The following is a 22,618-nucleotide window of genomic DNA, read 5'->3' on the forward strand; positions in this document are numbered from 1 at the left end:
GCCATGACGGTCCAAGAGCTGCCCGGTGCCGGTACGTCCCACCGTCCCACCCCGCCGCCCGCCTGGAGGCCCCGTACGGACGCCGCCCCGCTGCTCCCGGACGCCGAGCCCTACCGGGTCCTGGGCACCGAGGCGGCCGACCGGCTGGACCCCGCGCTGATGCGGCGCTGCTACGCCGAGCTGGTGCGCGGCCGCCGCTACAACGCCCAGGCCACGGCACTGACCAAGCAGGGCAGGCTCGCCGTCTACCCCTCCACCGTCGGCCAGGAGGCCTGCGAGATCGCGGCCGCCATGGTCCTGGAGGACCAGGACTGGCTCTTCCCGAGCTACCGCGACACCCTGGCGGCCGTGGCGCGCGGACTGGACCCCGTACAGGCGCTGACCCTCCTGCGCGGCGACTGGCACACCGGATACGACCCGCGTGAGCACCGCATAGCCCCGCTGTCCACCCCGCTCGCCACCCAGCTGCCGCACGCGGTGGGTCTGGCGCACGCGGCCCGGCTGCGCGGCGACGACGTCGTCGCCCTCGCCATGGTCGGCGACGGCGGCACCAGCGAGGGCGACTTCCACGAGGCGCTGAACTTCGCCGCCGTCTGGCAGGCCCCCGTGGTCTTCCTCGTGCAGAACAACGGCTTCGCGATCTCCGTCCCGCTCGCCAAGCAGACCGCCGCCCCGACACTGGCCCACAAGGCCGTGGGGTACGGGATGCCCGGCCGACTGGTCGACGGCAACGACATCGCGGCGATGCACGAGGTGCTGTCCGAGGCGGTCCGGCGGGCCCGGGCCGGCGGCGGTCCGACGCTGATCGAGGCGGTCACGTACCGGATGGAGGCGCACACCAACGCCGACGACGCGACCCGCTACCGCGGTGACGCCGAGGTCGAGGCCTGGAAGGCGCACGACCCGATCGTGCTCCTGGAGCGCGAGCTGACCGCGCGCGGGATCATCGACGAAGCGGCCGTCCAGGCGGCGCGCGACGAGGCCGAGGTGATGGCCGCGGCGCTCCGCGAGGGGATGAACGCGGACCCGGTGGTGGACCCGATGGACCTGTTCGCGCACGTGTACGCGGAGCAGACCGACCGGCTGCGCGAGCAGGCGGCCATGCTCCGTGCAGAGCTGGAAGCAGAGGACCAGGCGTGACGACGGTGGCGGCGGCGAAGTCCGCGAAGCCGGGGGCCAAGCCCTCGACGATGGCGCAGGCCCTGACCCGGGCCATGCGCGACGCCATGGCCGAGGACCCGACGGTCCACGTCATGGGCGAGGACGTCGGCACGCTCGGCGGGGTCTTCCGGATCACGGACGGGCTCGCGAAGGAGTTCGGCGAGGACCGGTGCACGGACACCCCGCTCGCGGAGGCCGGCATCCTGGGCGCGGCGGTCGGCATGGCCATGTACGGGCTGCGGCCGGTGGTGGAGATGCAGTTCGACGCCTTCGCCTACCCGGCGTTCGAGCAGCTGATCTCGCACGTGGCGAAGATGCGCAACCGCACGCGCGGCGCGATGCCGCTGCCCATCACCATCCGGGTGCCGTACGGCGGCGGGATCGGCGGCGTGGAGCACCACTGCGACTCCTCCGAGGCGTACTACGTGGCGACGCCCGGCCTGCACGTGGTGACCCCGGCGACCGTGGAGGACGCGTACGGGCTGCTGCGCGCGTCGATCGCCAGCGACGACCCGGTGGTCTTCCTGGAGCCGAAGCGGCTCTACTGGTCGAAGGCCGATTGGTCGCCCGAGGCGCCGGCGGCCGTGCCGGGCATCGGCAAGGCCCTGGTCCGGCGGGCGGGCACGAGCGCGACGCTGATCACCTACGGGCCTTCGCTGCCGGTCTGCCTGGAGGCGGCCGAGGCGGCGCGCGAGGAGGGCTGGGACCTGGAGGTCGTGGACCTGCGCTCGCTCGTCCCCTTCGACGAGGAGACGGTCGTGCAGTCCGTACGCCGCACCGGGCGCGCGGTGGTCGTCCACGAGGCGAACGGCTTCGGCGGACCGGGCGCGGAGATCGCCGCTCGCGTCACGGAGCGCTGCTTCCACCACCTGGAGGCACCGGTGCTGCGGGTGACGGGCTTCGACATCCCGTACCCGCCGCCGATGCTGGAGAAGCACCACCTGCCGGGTGTGGACCGGATCCTGGACACCGTGGCACGCCTGCAGTGGGAGAACTGATGCCGCAGGTCATGGAATTCAAGCTGCCGGACCTCGGTGAGGGCCTCACCGAGGCGGAGATCGTGCGCTGGCTGGTGGCGGTCGGCGATGTCGTCGCCATCGACCAGCCGGTCGTCGAGGTCGAGACGGCCAAGGCCATGGTGGAGGTGCCCTGCCCGTACGGCGGAGTGGTCACCGCCCGCTTCGGCGAGGAGGGGCAGGAACTGCCGGTCGGGGCTCCGCTGATCACCGTCGCGGTGGGTGCGGCCTCGCTCCCCGAGGCCCCGGCGGCTCCGGCGGCCGAAGCCGAGGGCTCCGGCACCGCGCCCCGGCCCCTGATCGGTTACGGCTCGGACCACTCGCGCCCGGCGCGTCGGCGACGGGTGCGACCCGTCACCGCCGCGGTGTCGGCGCCCGTGGCGGCCCCGGCGCCCGCCGCCGTGGTTCCGGCGGCTCCGGCGGCTCCCGCCGGGCCGGTGCCCGTCATCTCTCCGCTGGTGCGCAAGCTGGCCAAGGACAACGGCGTCGACCTGCGTGCCCTGCATGGGTCGGGCCCGGAGGGGCTGATCCTGCGGGCGGACGTCGAGGCGGCGCTGGCGGCGCTGCGGGCACCGGAGCCGGCGTCGAAGCCGGTGTCGGCCCCGGCCGCGCAGGGCGAGCGGATCCCGCTCAAGGGCGTGCGGGGCGCGGTCGCCGAGAAGCTGTCGCGCAGCCGGCGGGAGATCCCGGACGCCACCTGCTGGGTCGACGCGGACGCCACCGAGCTGATGGCGGCCCGCGCCGCGATGAACGCGGTGGGCGGCCCCAAGATCTCGGTGCTGGCGCTGCTGGCCCGGATCTGCACGGCGGCGCTGGCCCGCTACCCGGAGCTCAACTCCACGGTGGACCTCGAGGCGAAGGAGATCGTCCGGCTCCCGGCCGTGCACCTGAGCTTCGCCGCGCAGACCGAGCGGGGCCTGATGGTCCCGGTGGTCCGGGACGCGCAGGACCGGAACCCGGAGTCCCTGTCGGCGGAGTTCGCCCGCCTGACGGAGCTGGCGCGGACGGGGAAGCTGGCGCCGGCCGACCTGACGGGCGGCACCTTCACCCTGAACAACTACGGGGTGTTCGGGGTCGACGGCTCCACGCCGATCATCAACCACCCGGAGGCGGCGATGCTCGGGGTGGGCCGGATCATCCCGAAGCCGTGGGTGCACCAGGGCGAGCTGGCGGTCCGCCAGGTCGTCCAGCTGTCGCTGACGTTCGACCACCGGGTCTGCGACGGCGGCACGGCGGGCGGCTTCCTGCGCTACGTCGCCGACTGCGTGGAATCCCCGGCGGTCCTGCTGCGCAGTCTGTAGCTCCGCGGCCGCTCCGCGCCCGTATCCCTCGATCGCCGACGGGGCGAATTCAGCCCCGCCGGCGTTTGAGGTGCAGGGCCCGGGGCGCAGCCCCGGCAACGAGGGGCTGGTGGCCGCCGGGCTCAGACCGTGAGCAGCAGTTTGCCCACGTGGCTGCTCGACTCCATGACCCGGTGGGCCTCGGCGGCGTCCGCGATCGGGAAGGACGCGTGGACCACGGGGCGGATCCGGCCCGTGGACACCAGCGGCCACACGTGCTCCCGTACGGCCGCGACGATGGCCGCCTTCTCCTCCAGCGGGCGGGCCCGCAGCGTGGTGGCGGTGATCGCCGCACGCTTGGCGAGCAGCGCGCCGAGGTTCAGCTCGGCCTTCACGCCGCCCTGGAGCCCGATCACCGCGAGCCGGCCGTTCACGGCCAGGGCGTCCACGTTCCGGGAGAGGTACTTCGCGCCGATGATGTCCAGGATCACGTCCGCGCCGGCCCCGCCCGTCGCCGCCTTCAGCTCCGCCACGAAGTCCTGCTCGCGGTAGTCGATCAGGATGTCCGCGCCCAGCTCCTTGCAGCGCGCCAGCTTCTCCGGGCCGCCCGCCGTCACCGCGACCGTGGCGCCCACCGCCTTCGCCAGCTGGATCGCCATCGTCCCGATCCCGCTGGACCCGCCGTGCACGAGCAGGGTCTCGCCGGGCCGCAGTCCGGCCACCATGAACACGTTGGACCACACCGTCGTGACGGCCTCGGGCAGCGCGGCCGCCGTCACCAGGTCCACGCCCGCCGGGACCGGCAGCAGTTGGCCCGCCGGAACGGCCACCCGCTGCGCGTACCCGCCGCCCGCCAGCAGGGCGCACACCTCGTCGCCCACAGACCAGCCGGACACCCCCGGCCCGATCGAGGCGATCCGCCCGGAGCACTCCAGTCCCGGATAGGGCGAGGAGCCGGGCGGCGGGTCGTAGAACCCCTGGCGCTGGAGGAGGTCGGCGCGGTTCACGGCGCTCGCCGCGACCTCGACGAGGACCTCGCCGTCGCCCGCCACCGGATCGGGTACGTCGGTCCAGACGAGGGCCTCGGGGCCGCCGGGCTGCTCGATGGTGATCGCATGCATGGCCCGGAGGCTACGCGAACTCGCCCCTACTCGGCAGAGCCCAGGGTCGCGGGGCGCGTGCCGGACGGAGCCGCCCGGACGATGGTGATGAGACGGTCCGTCAGCTGGATCGGGCTCGCGTGCGGATCGTCGTAGGCGAGCAGCCGGTGTCCGCGCAGCACGTTCACCACGAGGTCGTCGGTGTCCCGCACCGACTTGCCCACCTCGGACTTGCGGACGGGGCGTTCGATCAGGTCGAGGCCGCTGCCCTGGTGGATCAGGTCCTCCATCACGGTGCCCGCGCTCGGACTGAGCACCGAGAGGCCCAGCAGCCGGCCGGCCGCGCTCGCGCTCGTGATGACGGCGTCGGCGCCGGACTGGCGCAGCAGCGGGGCGTTCTCCTCCTCGCGCACCGCCGCGACGATCTTCGCCCCGCGGTTGAGCTGCCGCGCCGTCAGAGTGACCAGGACCGCCGTGTCGTCCCGCTGGGTGGCGATGACGATCTGACGGGCCTTCGGCAGCTCGGCGCGCAGCAGCACCTCGGAGCGGGTGGCGTCGCCGACGACCCCGGTGAGCCCCTCCGCGTTGGCCATGTCGATCACCTTGGCGCTCGGGTCGACGATGACGACCTGCTCCTTGCTGAGGCCGGTGGCCAGCAGCGTCTGGAGGGCCGAGCGGCCCTTGGTGCCGAAGCCGACGACAACCGTGTGGTCACGCAAGTTCTTCCTCCAGCGCTTCAGCCGCCACTCTTCCCGCGTCCGTTCCGTCAGGACTTCCAGGGTGGTGCCGACCAGGATGATCAGGAACAGCACCCGCAGCGGCGTGATCAGCAGGATGTTCACCAGCCGTGCGCTGTCGCTGTACGGGACGATGTCGCCGTAGCCGGTCGTCGACAGCGTCACGGTCGCGTAGTAGAAGCAGTCGAGGAAGTCGACCTGCTCGTTGGCGTTGTCGTGGTAGCCGTCGCGGTCCAGCCACACGATGAGGACCGTCAGGAAGAGCACGAAGAGGGCCATCAGCAGGCGCTTGGTGACCTGCCTGAGCGGTTGTTCGACGATCCGCTTGGGCAGTTTGATGCGCCGGGAGACGAGCCTCTCGTCGGCTTCGCGGGCCATGGCGTCCTGACCGTGAAGTTTCACGTGAAACATCCTCCGGAAGCCCACGGCAGATCGAGGATCTCCAGATCCTGTCCGGAGCGCGCGCCCTTGGGCGGTACGACGGCCAGCGCGTCGGCGGCCGCCACGCCGCGCAGCATCGCCGGTCCGTGGTAGCGCAGCGGCACCGCGTGCTCGTCGCTCAGCAGCACCGGGACCAGCCGCGTGTCGTACGGGTGGCCGGGTACGTCGCCCTGGACCGGCGCCGAGTAGCGGGGGCGGCCCCGGCGGCCGGCGAGGGCGCGCAGCAGGGGCTCGGCGAGGGTCAGCAGCCCGGAGACGGCGGCCAGGGGGTTCCCGGGCAGCCCGACCAGGTGCCGCCCGTCCGCGCGGTCGCCGATGCGGGCCAGCAGCATCGGGTGCCCCGGGCGTACCGCCACCCCGTCGACCAGCAGCTCGGCGCCCGCCTCGCGCAGGACGGGGTGGACGTGGTCGACGGGCCCGGAGGCGGTGCCGCCGGTGGTCACCAGCACATCGGCGGTGGACCCGGTGACGGCCTCCAGCAGGGCCGCGGCCCCCGCCGGATCGTCGCCGAGCCTTCGGGTGCCGATGACCTCGGCGCCCAGCCGGGCGAGCCAGGGGCCGAGCATGGGGCTGAGGGCGTCGCGGATCAGTCCGTCGTACGGGCGGCCCTCGGTGAGCAGCTCGTCGCCGAGGACCAGGATCTCCACGCGGGGCCGGGGCCGGGTGGCCAGCTCGTCGTACCCGGCGGCCGCGGCGAGCCCGAGCACGGCCGGGGTGACCAGGGAACCGGCGGGCAGCAGCAGGTCCCCGGAGCGGCACTCCTGGCCGCGCGGGCGGATGTCCTGGCCGGTGAGGACGGGCCGGTCGGCGAAGAGCTGGGTGCCCGCCTCGCGGCAGTGCTCGGTGCGGATGACGGCGGTGGTGTCGACGGGGATCCGGGCGCCCGTGGCGATCCGTACGGCCTCGCCGTCCGAGAGGGGCGCGGGCCGGTCGGAACCGGCCAGGACCCCGGCGCCGGCCCGGACGCTCCAGGGGCCGGGACCGGCGACGGCCCAGCCGTCCATGGCGGAGGTGTCGAAGGACGGCAGATCGGTCAGCGCCTCCAGGGGCGCGGCCAGGACCTCGCCGAGGGCGTCGGCGAGGGGAACCCGGTGCGTGCGGGCCCGCACCCCGGCCCCGGCGTGGACGGCGGCCTCCCGGGCGCGCGGCCAGGAGGCGGCCCGGTGGTCACCCGACCCGCCGCCCTCGGGGGCGCGGCTGACCAGGGCCAGGGCCTCGTCGAGGGCCCGTTCGGCGGAGTTCGCGGGGGTCATCCGGAGCCGTTCTGTTCGGCGGCGGCGCCGCCCGCTGCGTCGGGCCCCGCGCCGGCCTCGGCCTCGGCCGCCCAGCGCAGCGCCAGGTCGGCGGCCTTGCGGGAGGCTTCGGCGACGGCCTGGGCGGGATCGGCGCCGGTGGCGGCGGCTTGGGCGGCCGCGTAACCGACCAGGAAGGTGGTCAGCGGGGCGGCGGGGCGGGCGACGCCGTGGGCGGCGTCCCGGGCGAGGTCGAGCAGGGTCTTGACGTCGACGTCGAGGTCGATGCCCAGCTCGTTCTTGGCGGCGGTCATCCATTGGTCCAGCACGGTTCCATGCTCCCTGATGCGGGCCCGGGCGGCGGCGAGATCGTCCCAGGTGTCGCAGTCGAACGAGGCGAGTGGCTGCGCCGTGACGCGGGTGAGGTCCAGTTCGGAGGTGAGCGCGCGCAGCGGGAGTCCGGTGAGCGTGCCGTGTTCGGTGGCCAGCAGGGCGATCTCGCGGCGCAGGGGCTCGGCGCGGTAGGCGGCGACCAGCGGCTGGTCCCGGCCGTCGGGGTCGCGCAGCATCGCCCCGTCCGGGCCGGGCGCGTCGAGCAGGGCCCGTACGGTCCCCCGGTCCAGGAACGGCAGGTCCGCGGAGAGTACGAGGACCAGCTCGGCGGTGGTCCCGCGCAGCCCGGCGTCCAGTGCGGCCACGGGGCCGCCGCCGGGCGGGTCCTCCCGGGTCCAGCGGACCGGGCGCGCGGTGGGTCGGCGGCCGCCGACCACGACGGTGGTCCGGGCGTCGGGGCAGGCGTCGAGGACGCGGTCGAGGAGGGCGCGGCCGCCGACGCTCAGCGCGGGCTTGTCCGCCCCGCCGAGGCGCCGCGCGGCGCCGCCGGCCAGCACGATCGCGTCGTAGCTCATGCCCATGAGTATGCGCGGACCATGTCCCCGGCGCGGAGCCGGACTTACCCGGGGCTTATCCGGCCCGGGGAAACGTCGAAGCGGGTCCGGCCCACGCCGGGGGCGTGGGCCGGACCCGCTTTGTCTGCGGACCGTCGGAGGCTAGAGGTACGGGCCCGAGCGGATCGCGCCGTGGCCGCCGTCATCGTCGTCGTCGTGGGGGCCGCCCGGCGGGAGGGCGCGCCGCATCTGTTCCAGCTGGGCCCGCGCCGCCATCTGCTGCGCGAACAGGGCCGTCTGGATGCCGTGGAAGAGGCCTTCCAGCCAGCCCACCAACTGTGCCTGCGCGATGCGCAGTTCGGCCTCGGAGGGAATGGCCTCCTCGGTGAACGGGAGGGACAGGCGCTCCAGTTCCTCCACGAGTTCCGGGGCCAGACCGTCCTCCAGCTCCTTCACCGAGGCGGCGTGGATGTCCTTGAGCCGGACCCGGCTCGCCTCGTCGAGAGGCGCGGCGCGTACCTCTTCCAGGAGTTGCTTGATCATGCTGCCGATGCGCATGACCTTGGCGGGCTGTTCGACCATCTCCGTCACCGGGACCTCGCGCGACTCGTCATCGGCGTCGCCGACGGCCGTCCCGTCCTGTCCCACGATCAGGACGTGCGGGGGACTGTCCTGCGACCGTTCACTCCTCGGCATCTCCATGCCGTCATTCTCTCGCACACCTTCGTTCTCACACGGTGTGCCCCCGTACAGTCGTGATCCACCCTGTACGGGGGCCCGGGATTACTGCGCGGTCCGCCGGGCCAGGGCGCCGCTGGAGCGGGTGACCAGCGCCGCCAGCAGGGCCGCGCCGAGCGGGACCACGACGATCAGCTGGGCGAGGGTCTCCCACGGTACGGAGATCGGCACGTAGGGCAGGGCCTCCTGCGCCGACACGTAGCCCTTGCCGAGCTGGTACTGGTAGAGCGCGTCCAGTTCCCGCCGCTGCACCATGCGCAGCCCGACGGCGGGCAGGATCCCGGCCGCCGAGCCCAGGACGACGCCCATCAGGGCGACCACCCCGCACTGGAAGCCGCTCAGCGTCCGCCGTACGCGCGGCGCCGCGCCCACGGCCGCCAGGGTCTTCAGATCGGCCTCGGCGTCGGCCTGGGCGAGCCCGGTGGCGATGCCGGCCGCGCCGATGGTGACCAGGCCGGCGAAGACGGTCAGGGCGAGCAGCCCCAGGTTGTCGTTGCCCTGGTAGCCCGCTTCGATGCGCATGTCGGCCTCCACGCCCATGCGGTCGATCTCCCCGGCGATCTTCTGCCGCTGCTCGCTGCTCGCCGTCCCTTCGAGGGTGAAGTACGAACCGGACGCCGCGGTGGCCAGGCCGGCGGCCTTGGCCGCGGCGGGCGGCAGGATCAGCTGGATGCCCCAGCCTTCGGCGGTCTCGGGTGCCAGGTGGACGGGAAGGAACTTGTCCTCACCGGCCGGATCCTCACCGAACGCGGGGGCGGCGCTGCCGCCCTCCTTGGCCATGACCACCCGCAGGTTGATCCTGCCGTCCTTGACCTGGCGCTTGTCGAAGGAGACGGCGCGGCCCTCCTTGAGGGCGGCCACGGAGCCCGGGTCGGTGACCGCCAGCACGCTCAGCAGCTTCTCGTCGGCGACGACCACCGCGTTCTGGGTGCCGCGCCGGCTCTCCGCGCAGCGCCAGTCCTGGCGCAGCGTCCGGGCCTGCTCCTCGGTGAAGGCGGACGTTCCTCCGGGGGTGTCGAAGAGCGGGCAGCGCTGCTCCTTGGGCTTGATGATCTCGACGCGGCCGCAGCCGGGTTCCCGGGAGAACGACTCGCAGCTCGGCATGCCGACGACCAGCCGGTCGAAGTCCGCGCGGACCGCCACCGGGAGCTCCTTGGAGAGGGCCACGCGCAGGGCCGGCACCTCCTTGTGGGCGCTGTGCTCCCTGGCTTCCAGCAGCCCGGTGCCGTGCGGCAGGTCGGCGACGTACTCGTGCCGCATCTGCAGGTCCCGACTGTGTTCGTACGTGGACACCGCGACGGTGCCGGCGACGGCGGCCAGGACCGCGGCCACGGCGGGAGCCGTACGCCCCCGGTTGCGCACGGCGTCGCGCAGCGCGAGCCGCGGCGACAGCGGCAGCCAGCGCCCGAGCCGCCCGAACAGGCCGACCAGGACCGGGGTGAGGGCGACGATGCCGAGCTCGGCGAGGGCGCTGCCGCCCGCGACGACGGTGGCGCCCATCCTCGACGCGGTGCCGTACAGCGCGATCATTGCGCCCGCGGCGACGGCGAGCAGGCCGAGGACCGGCAGCACCCGGTTGGCGCGGCGCACTCCGCGGCGGCCGGTCAGCGAGGCCAGCACGGTCTGCCGGGACGCGGAGACGGCGGGGACGATCGCGGACAGCAGGCCGGTCACCACGGCGAGCAGGGCGATGCCGGCGAGTTCCAGCGGGCGGAAGTCGAGGCCGCCGAAGCGGACGCCGAGCTGGTCCTCCAGGACGGGGCGCAGCGCGATGGTGAGCACCACGCCGACGACGGTGCCGATGACGGCGGACACGGCGCCGATGACCAAGCCGCCGGAGAGCACGATGGAGCGGATGTGACGCCGGTCGCCGCCGTTGGCGCCGACCAGGCCGAGCTGGCGGCGCGAGCGCCGGGCGCCGACCGCGAAGGCCGGTCCGGCGAGCAGGCAGATCTCCAGCATGGCGAGGCCCACGACGGTGGCCACGACGGCCATGTCGGAGGCGCCGCCCGCGTCCAGCTGGTGCTGCTCCTTGGGTTCCTGCTGGAAGAGCGGGACGTCGGCATCGGCGGGCGGGTTCAGGAGGACGGCGCGGGAGACGACCACCAGGGACTTGGTGTTGGCCGCCTTGACCATGTTCCACGTGAAACCTTCGCCGCCGACCTTGACCAGGTAGGTGACGTTGGGCCGGAGCCCGAAGCCTCCGGCGGCCTCCAGCGCCCGGTCGAGCGGGGCGATCAGGGTTCCCGGCGGGGCGAGGATCTCGGGCTTGGCGAGCTGGCTGGGACGCTCGTACGCCCCGACGATCTTGTACGAGGTGGTCGCGCCGCGCGGGGTGACCGTGGAGCCGACGAAGAGGCCGGACTGCTTCAGGAAGGCGGTGGTGGCGACGATCTCGCCGGAGCGCTCGGGCAGCCGGCCGCGGTCGAGCGTGAACAGGCCGTTCACCAGCGGGCTCTGCGTGTCGAGTTCGCGCAGATCGGTGTCGAGCAGACCGTGCTTGGTGCGGACCTTGCCGAAGCCCACGGAGTCCTTGACGACCTGGGTCCCGGCCGGGAGCACGGACGTGTCCAGCTCCGACGGGCTCTTCGACGGCACCGACGAGCCGTCGAGCTTTTCGAAACCGCCGACGGGCGTGGAGCCGGAGCCGTCGGGCAGCTGGTAGACGGCCACGCCCATGTTCGAGTAGCTCACCCGGGCGTCGGCGGCCCCGATCCGGCGCGAGAGGGTCTGCTCGGGGGAGAGCTCGGCGCTGCGCAGGGTGAGGTCGGCGGCGCTCACACCGACGATCGGCAGGGCGATCATCGCGAGGACCAGACAGCTGCGGCCCTTGGCGCGCCAGGCGTCGCGGCGGGCGATGCGCAGGGCCGCGACCCAGGAGTGGTACCAGCCTTGGAGCGAGGAGGTCACTGGCCGGCCGCCTGCCCGGAGAGGAGCGAGTCGGGCCGGCTGCGCAGGGTCTCGTCGACCACGCTGCCGTCCCGCAGGAAGACCACGCGGTCGGCCCAGGCGGCGAACCGCGGCTCGTGCGTGACGAGGACCCCGGCCGCGCCCGCGTCGCAGCGGGAGCGCAGCAGGGAGAGGACGGACTCGCCGGTCTCGGAGTCGAGGGCGCCGGTGGGCTCGTCGGCGAGGACGAGGCGGCGGTCGCCCACGAGGGCGCGGGCGATGGCCACGCGCTGCTGCTGGCCGCCGGACATCTCGTCGGGGAAGCGGTCGGCGAGCGCGCCGAGGCCCATCTCCTCCAGCGCGGCGAGCGCGGACACCCGCGCCTTGCGGGCGGAGGTCCCGTCGAGTTCCCGGGGCAGGGCCACGTTCTCGGCGGCGGTGAGGGCCGGTATCAGGTTGTAGTCCTGGAAGACGTACCCGATGCTGCGCCGGCGCAGGGTGGCCAGCTGCTTGCGGCTCGCCGCGGTGATGTCGGTGCCCTCGACGATGACCCTGCCGCTGCTCGGGGTGTCGAGGCCGCCCGCGAGGGTCAGCAGCGTGGACTTGCCGGAGCCGGACGGGCCCATGACGGCGACGAGTTCGCCGGGGTAGACCGAGAGGTTGATCCCGCGCAGGGCGTGCACTTCGGTGGCGCCGCTGCCGTGGGTGCGGACGAGTTGGTCCAACTGCAGTACGGGCTGCTGGGGCTGGTGCTGATCAGGCATGAGGGGTCCCCCCTGGAACGATGGTTCAGCCTCGCCGCGTACGGGCGGCAGGAGGCCGGGTGGTGGTGGTCGGGGCCGTGGTCTCGGCGGCGGTGGCCTGGGGTGGTTCGGCTTCGCCGGCTCTCCGGTCGGCCGGCAGGGAGAGCCGTACGAGCCGGGCTTCGCAGTGGTCGAGCCAGCGGGCCTCGGCCTCGGTCTGGAAGATCAGCTGTTCCAGGACGAGCAGCCAGGCCACGTCGTCGCGTTCGCGGGACTGCCCGCTCTCGACCGCGGCGAGCGCCGTGGCCTTGAGCCGGGTGTAGTCCTGCATCGCCTTGATCGTGGCGTGGCGCTGGGACTGGATGACGGCGCGGATGTCCACTCCGGGCGCGCCCACGGCCATCGCGAGCTTGATGGAGAGCTCGTCGCGGGGCGGGTTGGCCCGGTCGACGGGGCGCTCGTACCACTGGCGCAGTTCGGCGCGCCCGGTGTCGGTGATGGCGTACAGGGTGTGTCCGGCGGCGTCCTCGCCGTCGGGGGCGACGAGACCGTCGCGTTCGAGGCGGGCGAGGGTGGTGTACACCTGCCCGACGTTGAGCGGCCAGGTGGAGCCGGTGCGGGATTCGAACTCGGTGCGCAGCTGGGAGCCGTACCGAGGACCCCGTTCCAGCAGGGCGAGAAGCCCGTGACGGATCGACATACTGAGTATGTATACCGAGTATGTTCACTCTCGGCAACCATCCTCAGGCGTACGCCGGAAGGTTGACCCCCTGCGCACCGCTCGCGGGGACGCCCGCTAGATGCTCCGGCGCAGGCGCACGCCGAGGTAGCCCAGACCCAGTCCCATCAGGGCGAACCCGGTGCCGAGCGGCAGGATGTGCGCGGCCAGGTCGGCGGCCCGGTCGTTCGGTTCGGTGCCGAGGGCGGTGTCCTCCCCGTGCGGGCCGCGCGGGCTCGGCGCCACGGCCGGTGGTGGTGGCGGTGGGGGCGGTGGCGGAGCCGGGGGCGTGGGCCGGGCGTGCGGGCGGACCGGCAGCGGCCGGGCGGCCACGACCAGCTCCGGGTTGGCGGGCTCGCCCACCGGCCGGCCGGGCCGCTCCCGCCCGACCCCGGCGAAGCTGCCGGCGAGCTCGCGGTGGGCCTCGTCCGAGGGTGAGGCGGGGGAGGTGGGCAAGGCGGGTGAGGCGGGCAAGGCGGGTGCGGTGCGCGAGGCGGCGCCGGGCGTCAGGGCGAAGGGGCCGGCGTAGGCGGAAGCGGCGGGTGCGAGGGCGGCGGCGACCAGTGCGGCACAGGCCAGCCAGCGCGGCGGACGGAAGCCTTGGATCACGGGGAGCCCCTCCCGTCCCGAGCGGCCGAGTCGTTCGCTCGGCGTCAGAGATATGCGCCCAGATTTACATGGTGGGGCAAAACCGGCATCCCGGGCGCCCCATTGGGGTGCCCGGGATGCCGGTGTGTCGTGAGGTGCTGCTGCTGCGGACTGCTCCGCAGCGCCGCGGACTGCTGCCGGGGACTACTCCGGATTGCCGGTCGACACGGTCAGCGTGTACTCCGTGCCTTCCTTGTCGATCTTGTCGCCGGCGGCCGGCGACTGGATCAGCACCGTGTCCTTGCCGTAGACGGCCTCGTCCTTGTACTCGATCTTGTACTTGCCGCGCGAGGCCTGGATGCACTCCTTCACGGAGAGCAGGTTCTTGTACTTGAGGTCCGGCGCCGAGTACTTGCCGGCCTCGCTGTAGTGCTTCACCGGCTCCGAGCACTTCTTCGGGTCGATCGTGCGCGTGGTGTCGGGCCCCTTGAACCCGGCCTTGGCCGAGGCGGACGCGGACGTGGAGGCCCCCGGGTCCGCCGTGGTGCCCCCCTTCTTGTCGTCGTCGCCGTTCATCGCGATCGCCGCGATCAGACCGCCGACGGCCAGCAGCGCCACCGCGATCGCACCCACGACCACCGGCATGTTCCGCTTGCCGTCGCCACCCGCCGTGGACGGGTTCTGCGCGGTCGACGGGGAGATCGTGTACGGCTGCGCGGCCTGCGGCGCGTACTGCTGCGGCGGGGGCGTGTGCGGGTAGGCGTAGCCGCCCTGCGCGTGCGCCTGCGGGGCCGGCGTCGGCGCGTACGGGGCGGGCGTCGGGGTGTGGGCCTGGTACGGCTGCTGCACCGACTGCGGCGGCGCCTGGAACCCGGAGTCCACCGGCGGGAACACGGCCGAGGACACGCCCGCGCCACTGCTCAGCGGCCCGTGGCCCTGGACGATGACCGGCGCCCCGGTCTGCCCGGAGCCCAGCACCCGCGCCACCTCGTCGCCCATGGCCGCGGCCGTGGGGAAGCGCTCGTTCGGGTTCTTCTTCAGGGCCCGCGCCACCAGCGCGTCCATCGCCGGGGTGAGCGAGCGGTTGACGGAGGACGGGGCGACCGGCTCCTCCTGCACGTGGGCGTACGCGATGGCCAGCGGCGAGTCCGCGTCGAAGGGGATCCGCCCGGTCAGCAGCTGGAACAGCATGATGCCGACCGAGTACAGGTCGGAGCGGGCGTCGACCCCGCGCCCCAGCGCCTGCTCGGGCGAGAGGTACTGCGGGGTGCCGACGACCATGCCGGTCTGGGTCATCGAGGTGACCCCCGACTGCATGGCGCGGGCGATGCCGAAGTCCATCACCTTGACCACGCCGCGCTTGTTCACCATGACGTTGCCGGGCTTGATGTCGCGGTGGACGAGCCCCATCTCGTGGCTGGTCTCCAGGGCGGCCAGCACGTCGGCCGTCACCTTCAGGGCCTTGTCCGCGGGCATGGCCCCGTACTGGCGGATGTCCGCCTCCAGCACCGAGCCGAGGGGCTGGCCTTCCACGTATTCCATGACGATGTAGGGCATCACGGCGCCGTCGCCCGCGCCGGAGCCACCGAACGTCACTTCGCCTTCACCGGTGTCGAACACCGAGACGATGTTCGTGTGCGACAGTTTCGCTACAGCCTGGGCCTCGCGGCGGAAACGCTCGCGGAAGGACTGCTCGCGGCCGAGGTCGCTGTGCAGGGTCTTGATGGCGACCTGCCGGTCGAGCGCCGAGTCGTAGGCCAGGTACACGGAGGCCATGCCACCCGCGCCCAGCAAGTCCCTTAGCTGGTAACGGCCACCGGCCAGAGAGCCGCCCGCGTACTGGCCCTGAGTGCCGTCCTGGCTCATGACTGTTGCTTCCCCTCGGGATGTGTCCCCACGCCGCTGGCCGGGCGCATATGGCGCCCAGTCTGCCCGAGGGCAAGCAGACGTCAAGCCAGGTGCCCGTTCCGTGACCACATGGGCACAGGGTGGTCTTGTCCGAACGGTGACCGGTTCCGAGGCTGTAGCGTTCGTCGGAACACCAAAGAAGAGGACTACCGCTGAGCGGCGGCCGAGAGAGACGACGGCGAGGACTGATGGCACCCGAACCCGAGGGAAACGGCGCCGGGATGACCGATGGTCCTGAGCACTGGGGCGCCGGCGGCCTGGTGGGAGACGGCCGTTACCGGCTGACGCACCGGCTGGGCCGGGGCGGCATGGCCGAGGTCTTCGCGGCCGAGGACGTACGGCTGGGACGCACCGTCGCCGTGAAGCTGCTGCGCGCCGACCTGGCCGAGGACCCGGTGTCCAAGGCCCGCTTCACCCGCGAGGCGCAGTCCGTCGCCGGGCTGAACCACCACGCCGTCGTCGCCGTGTACGACTCGGGCGAGGACCGGGTCGGCCCGAACACCGTCCCCTACATCGTGATGGAGCTGGTCGAGGGCCGCACCATCCGCGACCTGCTGGTCAGCGCCGAGGCCCCGGGCCCCGAGCAGGCGCTCATCATCACCTCGGGCGTGCTCGAGGCGCTCGCGTACTCGCACCAGCACGGCATCGTGCACCGCGACATCAAGCCGGCGAACGTCATCATCACCGACGCCGGCGCGGTGAAGGTGATGGACTTCGGCATCGCCCGCGCCCTGCACGGCGTCCAGTCGACGATGACCCAGACCGGCATGGTCATGGGCACCCCGCAGTACCTGTCGCCCGAGCAGGCCCTCGGCAAGGCCGTGGACCACCGCTCGGACCTGTACGCGACCGGCTGTCTGCTCTACGAACTCCTCGCGCTGCGGCCCCCGTTCACCGGCGAGACCCCGCTGTCGGTGGTCTACCAGCACGTCCAGGACGCGCCCGTGCCGCCCTCGCAGCTGCCCGAGGGCCACCACATCCCGCAGGAGCTCGACGGGCTCGTCATGCGCTCCCTCGCCAAGGACCCGGACGACAGGTTCCAGAGCGCCGAGGAGATGCGCGGGCTGGTCCAGTACGCGCTGCAGATGCTGCACGACCAGGGGGCGAACAGCGGCACCTGGAACACCGGTCCGGTCACCATGGCCCTGCCGCACGGCCGGGGCGGCGGGGGCGCCACCACGGTCATGCCCGTGGCCGGGACAGGCGGGCAGCGGCAGTACCCCGCGCACTCCTCGACCTCGCAGTTCCAGCAGCCGATGGTGCCGCCGCTGAACCCGGACGACGGCTCGGCGTTCCCCGGCGGCCGCGGCCCCGGCGGCAACGGCGGTGGCTACGACGGCTACGACGACCGCGGCGGCAACGGCAGCCGCTGGAAGATGTGGCTGTTCGCGGTGCTCGCGATCGTCGCGATCGCGGGTGGCGTGGCCTTCGCGGTCCAGAGCGTGGGCAGCAAGGGCGACGAGAAGCAGACGCCGGGCAAGGAGCAGAGCTCCAGCGCCGCGCCGAGCGCGTCCAAGTCCCCGGACGCCCAGCCTTCGCACCAGGTCACGGACAACTCGCCCTCGAACAACGACAACCAGCCCACGCCGAGCCGCACCCGGACGCAGAGCTTCAGCCCGTCGAACTCGCCGACCGCCTCGAACTCGCCGACCGCCTCGCACTCGCCGTCCAACACGGCGACGACGAAGCCCACGGCGACCCCGTCGACGAAGCCCCCGACGACGGCGGCGACGAAGCCCCCGGAGACGGGCGGCCCCGGCGGCCTGTCCGAGGAATGACGGACGAGGCCTGACGGACGGAACGGGCGTACGGAACGGGCGTACGGGAGCGGGCCCGGCGGAAGCAATTCCGCCGGGCCCGTTGCCGTATCCGCCATCCGCGCACGCGCTGGTCAGAGGTGATCAGAGCGCGTGCTGGTACTGCCGTTCGGGATTCCCGGCGAGCGCGTGCACGGTGATGAACTGGGGTTCGATCCGCATGTAGACGGGGTCGAAGACCTCGCCGTCCACGAAATGCGGAGCCGGACCGAATAGTTCCAGTTCTGCGGTGGTCGGCTCGACGAGCTGCGCCGTTCCGGTGAACTGCACCGACCAGAGCCGGGGGTCCGAGGAATTGAAGTTGTCCGCCCCATAGGCCACCACGCTGCCGTTGCACGCCTGGTGGTAGCCGAAACCGGAGTGCATTCTCAGTACGACCCTGCCGTCCACCACGATGTGGCGGGCGAGGGCGAGGAAGGGCAGCGCGCGCATGCTGGTGGCCACCCGGCCGTACGGCACCCGCCGCAGCAGTTCGATGGCGTGGAGTTCCTCTGGGGACATGCCGTCCACTGTCCGCCACCGGCATCCCGCCGGGAAAGAGGAGCCCGCCCCGATGACCGGGGACGTTGGTCCCGATTGACACGGCAGGCCCCGGGGAAACCGTGCGCCCCGGGGAACGTGCGCCCCGGTGGACCACTCGCCGACGGGCCGCCTAGCGCTTCTCGGCCTGCAGGCGGGCCACGTAGGCGGCGGCCTGCGAGCGGCGCTCCATGCCCAGCTTCGAGAGCAGGCTGGACACGTAGTTCTTGATGGTCTTCTCGGCCAGGTGCAGCCGCTCGCCGATGACGCGGTTGGTCAGGCCCTCGCCGATCAGGTCGAGGATCTTGCGCTCCTGCTCGGTGAGGTTGGCCAGGCGGTCGTCGCCCTTGCCGCTCTTGCCGTCGCGCAGCCGCTCCAGCACGCGGGCGGTGGCGACCGGGTCCAGCAGGGACTTGCCGGCGGCCACGTCGCGCACCGCGCTGAGCAGCTCATTTCCGCGGATCGCCTTCAGTACGTAGCCCGAGGCGCCGGCCATGATCGCGTCGAACAGCGCCTCGTCGTCGGCGAAGGAGGTCAGCATCAGGCACTTGACGTCCTCGTTCTGGGAGCGCACCTCGCGGCACACCTCCACACCGCTGCCGTCGGGCAGCCGGACGTCGAGGACGGCGACGTCGGGGCGGGTGGCGGGAATGCGGACCAGAGCGTCCGCGGCCGTACCGGCCTCGCCGACGATCTCGATGTCCTGTTCGACCGACAAGAGCTCGTGGACGCCCCGACGCACCACTTCGTGGTCGTCCAGGAGGAATACCTTGATTTTTCCGTCTTCGCGCACGAAGTCAGTTTCACACACTCACCCCTTCCCTGCCGGAGTTACCCGGGATAACGTGCCGTTGTTCCCGGCCCCTGCAAGGCTGTGACCAGTGGTTGTTCCCGTTGTCGCGGATTTACTTGGAAATCCAAGCAAAAACGCAGGTCAAACGGGGTTTCGCAGTTATGCGGCGCACTGGGTAACGTGCATTGCGCAGGGCACTCGCCGGGGCACCTGTCACGCCTGAATCCCGTACGCGACGCGCACACACCCCGTGCGCTCGTCACGGATGCAGGTGAGCCGCACTGGACCCCGGAGAACCCGGGTGCCGGACCGACGGAGGAGCACACGTGACCGTGGAGAGCACTGCCGCGCGCAAGCCGCGACGCAGCAGCGGCACCAAGCGGGCGGCAGGCGCGGCGAGCGCCGCCAAGCCCGCCGCTGCCACCGCGCAGACGCAGGATGTCGTACCTCAGCTCGTACAGCTGCTGACGCCCGAAGGGGACCGCGTCGACAACGCGGAGAACGCCGAGTTCGCCCCCTTCGTCGCCGACATCACCACCGAGGACCTGCGCGGGCTGTACCGCGACATGGTCATGACCCGTCGGTTCGACGGTGAGGCGACCGCCCTGCAGCGACAGGGCGAGCTGGGCCTGTGGGCCTCGCTCCTCGGCCAGGAGGCCGCGCAGATCGGCTCCGGCCGGGCGCTGAACGACGAGGACTACGTCTTCCCGACGTACCGCGAGCACGGCGTGGCCTGGTGCCGCGGGGTCGACCCGACCAACCTGCTCGGCATGTTCCGCGGCGTGAACCACGGCGGCTGGGACCCGAACACCAACAACTTCCACCTCTACACGATCGTCATCGGCTCGCAGACGCTCCACGCGACCGGTTACGCGATGGGCGTGGCCAAGGACGGCGCGGACGCGGCCGTCATCGCCTACTTCGGCGACGGCGCCTCCAGCCAGGGCGACGTGATGGAGGCCTTCAACTTCTCCGCCGTCTACAACTCCCCCGTGGTGTTCTTCTGCCAGAACAACCAGTGGGCGATCTCCGAGCCGACCGAGCGCCAGATGCGCGTGCCGCTCTACCAGCGCGCGCAGGGCTTCGGCTTCCCCGGCATCCGGGTCGACGGCAACGACGTGCTGGCCTGCCTGGCCGTGACCCGCTGGGCCCTGGACCGGGCGCGCCGCGGCGAGGGCCCGACGCTGGTCGAGGCGTTCACGTACCGGATGGGCGCGCACACCACCTCCGACGACCCGACGAAGTACCGGCGGGACGAGGAGACGGCGGCCTGGGAGTCCAAGGACCCGATCCTGCGCCTGAAGGCCCACCTGCTGGCCACCGGCGGCGCCGACGAGGCGTTCTTCGCCGAGCTGGAGGCCGAGAGCGAGGCCATGGGCAAGCGCGTGCGCGAGGCCGTGCGCTCCATGCCCGACCCGGACACCATGGCGATCTTCGAGAACGTCTACGCGGACGGGCACGCGCTCGTCGACGAGGAGCGCGCGCAGTTCGCCGCCTACCTCGCGTCCTTCGAGTCGGCCGAGGAGGGTCACTGATGGCTGTCGAGAAGATGTCGATCGCGAAGGCGCTCAACGAGTCGCTGCGCAAGGCCCTGGAGCAGGACCCGAAGGTCCTGATCATGGGTGAGGACGTCGGCAAGCTGGGCGGTGTCTTCCGGATCACCGACGGCCTGCAGAAGGACTTCGGCGAGGAGCGGGTCATCGACACCCCGCTCGCCGAGTCGGGCATCGTCGGCACCGCGATCGGCCTGGCCCTGCGCGGGTACCGGCCGGTCGTCGAGATCCAGTTCGACGGTTTCGTCTTCCCCGCGTACGACCAGATCGTCACGCAGCTCGCGAAGATGCACGCGCGGGCCCTGGGCAAGATCAAGATGCCGGTCGTCATCCGCATCCCGTACGCGGGCGGCATCGGCGCGGTCGAGCACCACAGCGAGTCCCCGGAGGCGCTCTTCGCGCACGTCCCGGGCCTCAAGGTGGTCTCCCCGTCGAACGCGAGCGACGCCTACTGGATGCTCCAGCAGGCGATCCTCAGCGACGACCCGGTGATCTTCTTCGAGCCGAAGCGCCGCTACTGGGACAAGGGCGAGGTCGACGTCGACGCCATCCCCGGTGAGCTGCACAAGGCGCGCGTGGCCCGCGAGGGCGCGGACATCACCCTGGCCGCCTACGGTCCGATGGTGAAGGTCTGCCTGGAGGCGGCGGCCGCGGCCGCCGAGGAGGGCAAGTCGGTGGAGGTCGTCGACCTGCGCTCGATGTCCCCGGTCGACTTCGACGGTCTGCAGACCTCGGTCGAGAAGACCCGCCGGCTGGTCGTCGTGCACGAGGCCCCGGTGTTCCTGGGCATGGGCTCCGAGATCGCCGCTCGCATCACGGAGCGGTGCTTCTACCACCTGGAGGCGCCGGTACTGCGCGTGGGCGGATTCCACGCCCCGTACCCGCCGGCCCGCCTGGAGGACGAGTACCTGCCGGGCCTGGACCGGGTGCTCGACGCCGTCGACCGCTCGCTGGCGTACTGAGGAGCCACGTTCATGACCATCCGCGAATTCAAGATGCCCGACGTGGGCGAGGGCCTCACCGAGGCCGAGATCCTCAAGTGGTACGTCCAGCCGGGTGACACCGTCACCGACGGTCAGGTCGTCTGCGAGGTCGAGACGGCCAAGGCCGCCGTGGAACTGCCGATCCCGTTCGACGGCGTCGTGCACGCGCTCCTCTTCGAGGAGGGCACCACGGTCGATGTCGGCCAGGTGATCATCTCGGTGCAGACGGAGGCCGGTGCCGGTGCCGAGGCGCCGGTGCAGGAGGCGGCCCCGGCCGCCGCCGCTGCCGCCCCGGCCGTCGCCGCCGAGGCGGAGGAGCCGGCCGCCGCGGCCCGCCAGCCCGTCCTGGTCGGCTACGGCGTCTCCACCGCGTCCACCAAGCGCCGCCCGCGCAAGGCGGTCGCGGGGGCACCCGCGCAGAACGGCACCGCCCCGGCGGCGCCCGCCGCTCCTGCCGCTCCCGCGGCTCCGGTCCTCCCCGCGGTCCCGGCGCAGCCGACCGGCGAGCGGCCGCTGGCCAAGCCGCCGGTGCGCAAGCTCGCCAAGGACCTCGGCATCGACCTGGCCTCGGTGGTCCCCACCGGTGACGGCGGGGTCGTGACCCGGGAGGACGTCCACGCGGCGGCCGCCGCGGCGATCGCCCCGCAGGCCGTGCCCGCCGCTGCTCCGGCAGCGGCCCCCGTGGCGGCTCCGGCCGTCCAGGCGGCCGAGGCGCCGGCGTCGGCGCGGGAGACCCGCATCCCGGTCAAGGGCGTCCGCAAGGTCACCGCCCAGGCCATGGTCGGCTCGGCCTTCACGGCGCCGCACGTCACCGAGTTCATCACGCTCGACGTGACGCGCACGATGAAGCTGGTGCAGGAGCTCAAGGACGACCCGGACCTCGCGGGGCTGCGCATCAACCCGCTGCTCCTCATCGCGAAGGCCGTCCTGGTGGCCATCCGCCGCAACCCGGACGTCAACGCGTCCTGGGACGAGGCGGCCCAGGAGATCGTGCTCAAGCACTACGTGAACCTGGGCATCGCGGCGGCCACCCCCCGCGGGCTGATCGTCCCGAACATCAAGGACGCCCACGCCAAGACGCTCGGTGAGCTGTCGACGTCCCTGTCCGAGCTGGTCGCCACGGCCCGCGACGGCAAGACCTCGCCGGCGGACATGCAGAACGGCACCATCACCATCACCAACGTCGGCGTCTTCGGCGTCGACACCGGTACGCCCATCCTGAACCCGGGCGAGTCCGCGATCCTCGCGGTCGGCGCGATCAAGCTCCAGCCGTGGGTCCACAAGGGCAAGGTGAAGCCGCGCCAGGTCACCACCCTGGCGCTGTCGTTCGACCACCGTCTCATCGACGGCGAACTCGGCTCCCGCTTCCTGGCCGACATCGCGGCGGTCCTGGAACACCCCCGCCGCCTGATCACCTGGTCGTAGCACTCCGCACCCCGCTCCACCCGATGGCCGGCCTCCCCACGGAGGCCGGCCATCGGCCGTGCCGGACGGTACGGCGGAGTCCTCGGTGAG

19 protein-coding genes are annotated in these 22,618 nt (G+C 72.6%); 7 read left to right on the top strand and 12 right to left on the bottom strand.

All coding sequences use genetic code 11. From position 1 onward, the window contains the following. Window positions 1-3 precede the first annotated feature (3 nt). Genes pdhA (AB0D29_RS00505) through AB0D29_RS00515 form a run of 3 tightly spaced genes read left to right on the top strand, consistent with a single transcriptional unit; the run spans window position 4 to window position 3,478 of the window. Window positions 4-1,140 carry a pyruvate dehydrogenase (acetyl-transferring) E1 component subunit alpha gene (pdhA, locus tag AB0D29_RS00505; protein ID WP_362851320.1) on the top strand — a complete coding sequence of 379 codons (1,137 nt, stop codon included), beginning with the start codon at window positions 4-6 and terminating at the stop codon, window positions 1,138-1,140. Between the two features lie 50 nt (window positions 1,141-1,190). After that, a complete protein-coding gene (locus AB0D29_RS00510; RefSeq protein WP_362851786.1) occupies window positions 1,191-2,159 on the top strand; it encodes an alpha-ketoacid dehydrogenase subunit beta in 969 nt (322 codons plus the stop codon). Next, window positions 2,159-3,478, top strand: coding sequence for a dihydrolipoamide acetyltransferase family protein (locus tag AB0D29_RS00515; protein WP_362851322.1), 1,320 nt, complete (start codon window positions 2,159-2,161; stop codon window positions 3,476-3,478). The genes AB0D29_RS00510 and AB0D29_RS00515 overlap by 1 nt, the downstream gene beginning before the upstream one ends. 122 nt (window positions 3,479-3,600) lie before the next feature. Here the strand turns inward: AB0D29_RS00515 and AB0D29_RS00520 are convergent, their stop codons facing one another. The 10 genes from AB0D29_RS00520 to AB0D29_RS00565 all read right to left on the bottom strand — a co-directional run bounded on the left by AB0D29_RS00520 (window position 3,601) and on the right by AB0D29_RS00565 (window position 15,396). Further along, window positions 3,601-4,578, bottom strand: coding sequence for an NAD(P)H-quinone oxidoreductase (locus AB0D29_RS00520; RefSeq protein WP_362851324.1), 978 nt, complete (start codon window positions 4,576-4,578; stop codon window positions 3,601-3,603). Window positions 4,579-4,604: 26 nt separating this feature from the next. After that, window positions 4,605-5,705, bottom strand: coding sequence for a potassium channel family protein (locus AB0D29_RS00525; RefSeq protein WP_362851325.1), 1,101 nt, complete (start codon window positions 5,703-5,705; stop codon window positions 4,605-4,607). Continuing rightward, a complete protein-coding gene (locus AB0D29_RS00530) occupies window positions 5,693-6,988 on the bottom strand; it encodes a molybdopterin molybdotransferase MoeA (protein WP_362851326.1) in 1,296 nt (431 codons plus the stop codon). Before AB0D29_RS00530 ends, AB0D29_RS00525 begins: the two co-directional genes overlap by 13 nt. Further along, a complete protein-coding gene (locus tag AB0D29_RS00535; RefSeq protein ID WP_362851328.1) occupies window positions 6,985-7,875 on the bottom strand; it encodes an NTP transferase domain-containing protein in 891 nt (296 codons plus the stop codon). The genes AB0D29_RS00530 and AB0D29_RS00535 overlap by 4 nt, the downstream gene beginning before the upstream one ends. Window positions 7,876-8,016: 141 nt before the next feature. Beyond that, window positions 8,017-8,556, bottom strand: coding sequence for a bacterial proteasome activator family protein (locus tag AB0D29_RS00540; RefSeq protein ID WP_319731183.1), 540 nt, complete (start codon window positions 8,554-8,556; stop codon window positions 8,017-8,019). A gap of 81 nt (window positions 8,557-8,637) precedes the next feature. After that, window positions 8,638-11,397: an FtsX-like permease family protein gene (locus AB0D29_RS00545; RefSeq protein WP_362851787.1), complete on the bottom strand. Its 2,760-nt coding sequence runs from the start codon at window positions 11,395-11,397 to the stop codon at window positions 8,638-8,640. Window positions 11,398-11,498: 101 nt separating this feature from the next. Next, window positions 11,499-12,245, bottom strand: coding sequence for an ABC transporter ATP-binding protein (locus AB0D29_RS00550; RefSeq protein WP_362851330.1), 747 nt, complete (start codon window positions 12,243-12,245; stop codon window positions 11,499-11,501). Window positions 12,246-12,270: 25 nt separating this feature from the next. Further along, a complete protein-coding gene (locus AB0D29_RS00555; RefSeq protein ID WP_362851332.1) occupies window positions 12,271-12,924 on the bottom strand; it encodes a PadR family transcriptional regulator in 654 nt (217 codons plus the stop codon). Window positions 12,925-13,020: 96 nt separating this feature from the next. After that, complete coding sequence (locus AB0D29_RS00560; protein ID WP_362851334.1) at window positions 13,021-13,551, bottom strand: hypothetical protein; 531 nt, start codon at window positions 13,549-13,551, stop codon at window positions 13,021-13,023. A 183-nt stretch (window positions 13,552-13,734) separates the two neighbouring features. Next, a complete protein-coding gene (locus AB0D29_RS00565) occupies window positions 13,735-15,396 on the bottom strand; it encodes a protein kinase (RefSeq protein WP_362851336.1) in 1,662 nt (553 codons plus the stop codon). 230 nt (window positions 15,397-15,626) lie between these two features. Between AB0D29_RS00565 and AB0D29_RS00570 the strand changes: the two genes are divergently transcribed. Further along, on the top strand, window positions 15,627-17,216 hold the full coding sequence (locus tag AB0D29_RS00570) for a protein kinase (protein WP_362851338.1): 1,590 nt from the start codon (window positions 15,627-15,629) through the stop codon (window positions 17,214-17,216). A gap of 123 nt (window positions 17,217-17,339) precedes the next feature. On the opposite strand, the gene AB0D29_RS00575 is transcribed toward AB0D29_RS00570, so the two are convergent. After that, window positions 17,340-17,756, bottom strand: a complete 417-nt coding sequence (locus AB0D29_RS00575; protein ID WP_362851340.1) for a pyridoxamine 5'-phosphate oxidase family protein — start codon at window positions 17,754-17,756, stop codon at window positions 17,340-17,342. Window positions 17,757-17,907: 151 nt separating this feature from the next. Further along, window positions 17,908-18,567, bottom strand: a complete 660-nt coding sequence (locus tag AB0D29_RS00580) for a response regulator transcription factor (RefSeq protein ID WP_362851342.1) — start codon at window positions 18,565-18,567, stop codon at window positions 17,908-17,910. Between the two features lie 326 nt (window positions 18,568-18,893). Between AB0D29_RS00580 and pdhA (AB0D29_RS00585) the strand changes: the two genes are divergently transcribed. Genes pdhA (AB0D29_RS00585) through AB0D29_RS00595 form a run of 3 tightly spaced genes read left to right on the top strand, consistent with a single transcriptional unit; the run spans window position 18,894 to window position 22,528 of the window. Next, window positions 18,894-20,102 (top strand): pyruvate dehydrogenase (acetyl-transferring) E1 component subunit alpha, encoded by a 1,209-nt coding sequence (gene pdhA, locus AB0D29_RS00585; protein WP_030718744.1) that lies wholly within the window; start codon window positions 18,894-18,896, stop codon window positions 20,100-20,102. Next, window positions 20,102-21,082, top strand: a complete 981-nt coding sequence (locus AB0D29_RS00590; protein ID WP_362851344.1) for an alpha-ketoacid dehydrogenase subunit beta — start codon at window positions 20,102-20,104, stop codon at window positions 21,080-21,082. The genes pdhA (AB0D29_RS00585) and AB0D29_RS00590 overlap by 1 nt, the downstream gene beginning before the upstream one ends. Before the next feature lie 12 nt (window positions 21,083-21,094). Then, window positions 21,095-22,528 (top strand): dihydrolipoamide acetyltransferase family protein, encoded by a 1,434-nt coding sequence (locus AB0D29_RS00595; RefSeq protein WP_362851346.1) that lies wholly within the window; start codon window positions 21,095-21,097, stop codon window positions 22,526-22,528. Window positions 22,529-22,618: the final 90 nt, after the last annotated feature.

The sequence above is a fragment of the Streptomyces sp. NPDC048424 genome (genome assembly GCF_040651555.1).
Classification (GTDB): Bacteria; Actinomycetota; Actinomycetes; order Streptomycetales; family Streptomycetaceae; genus Streptomyces.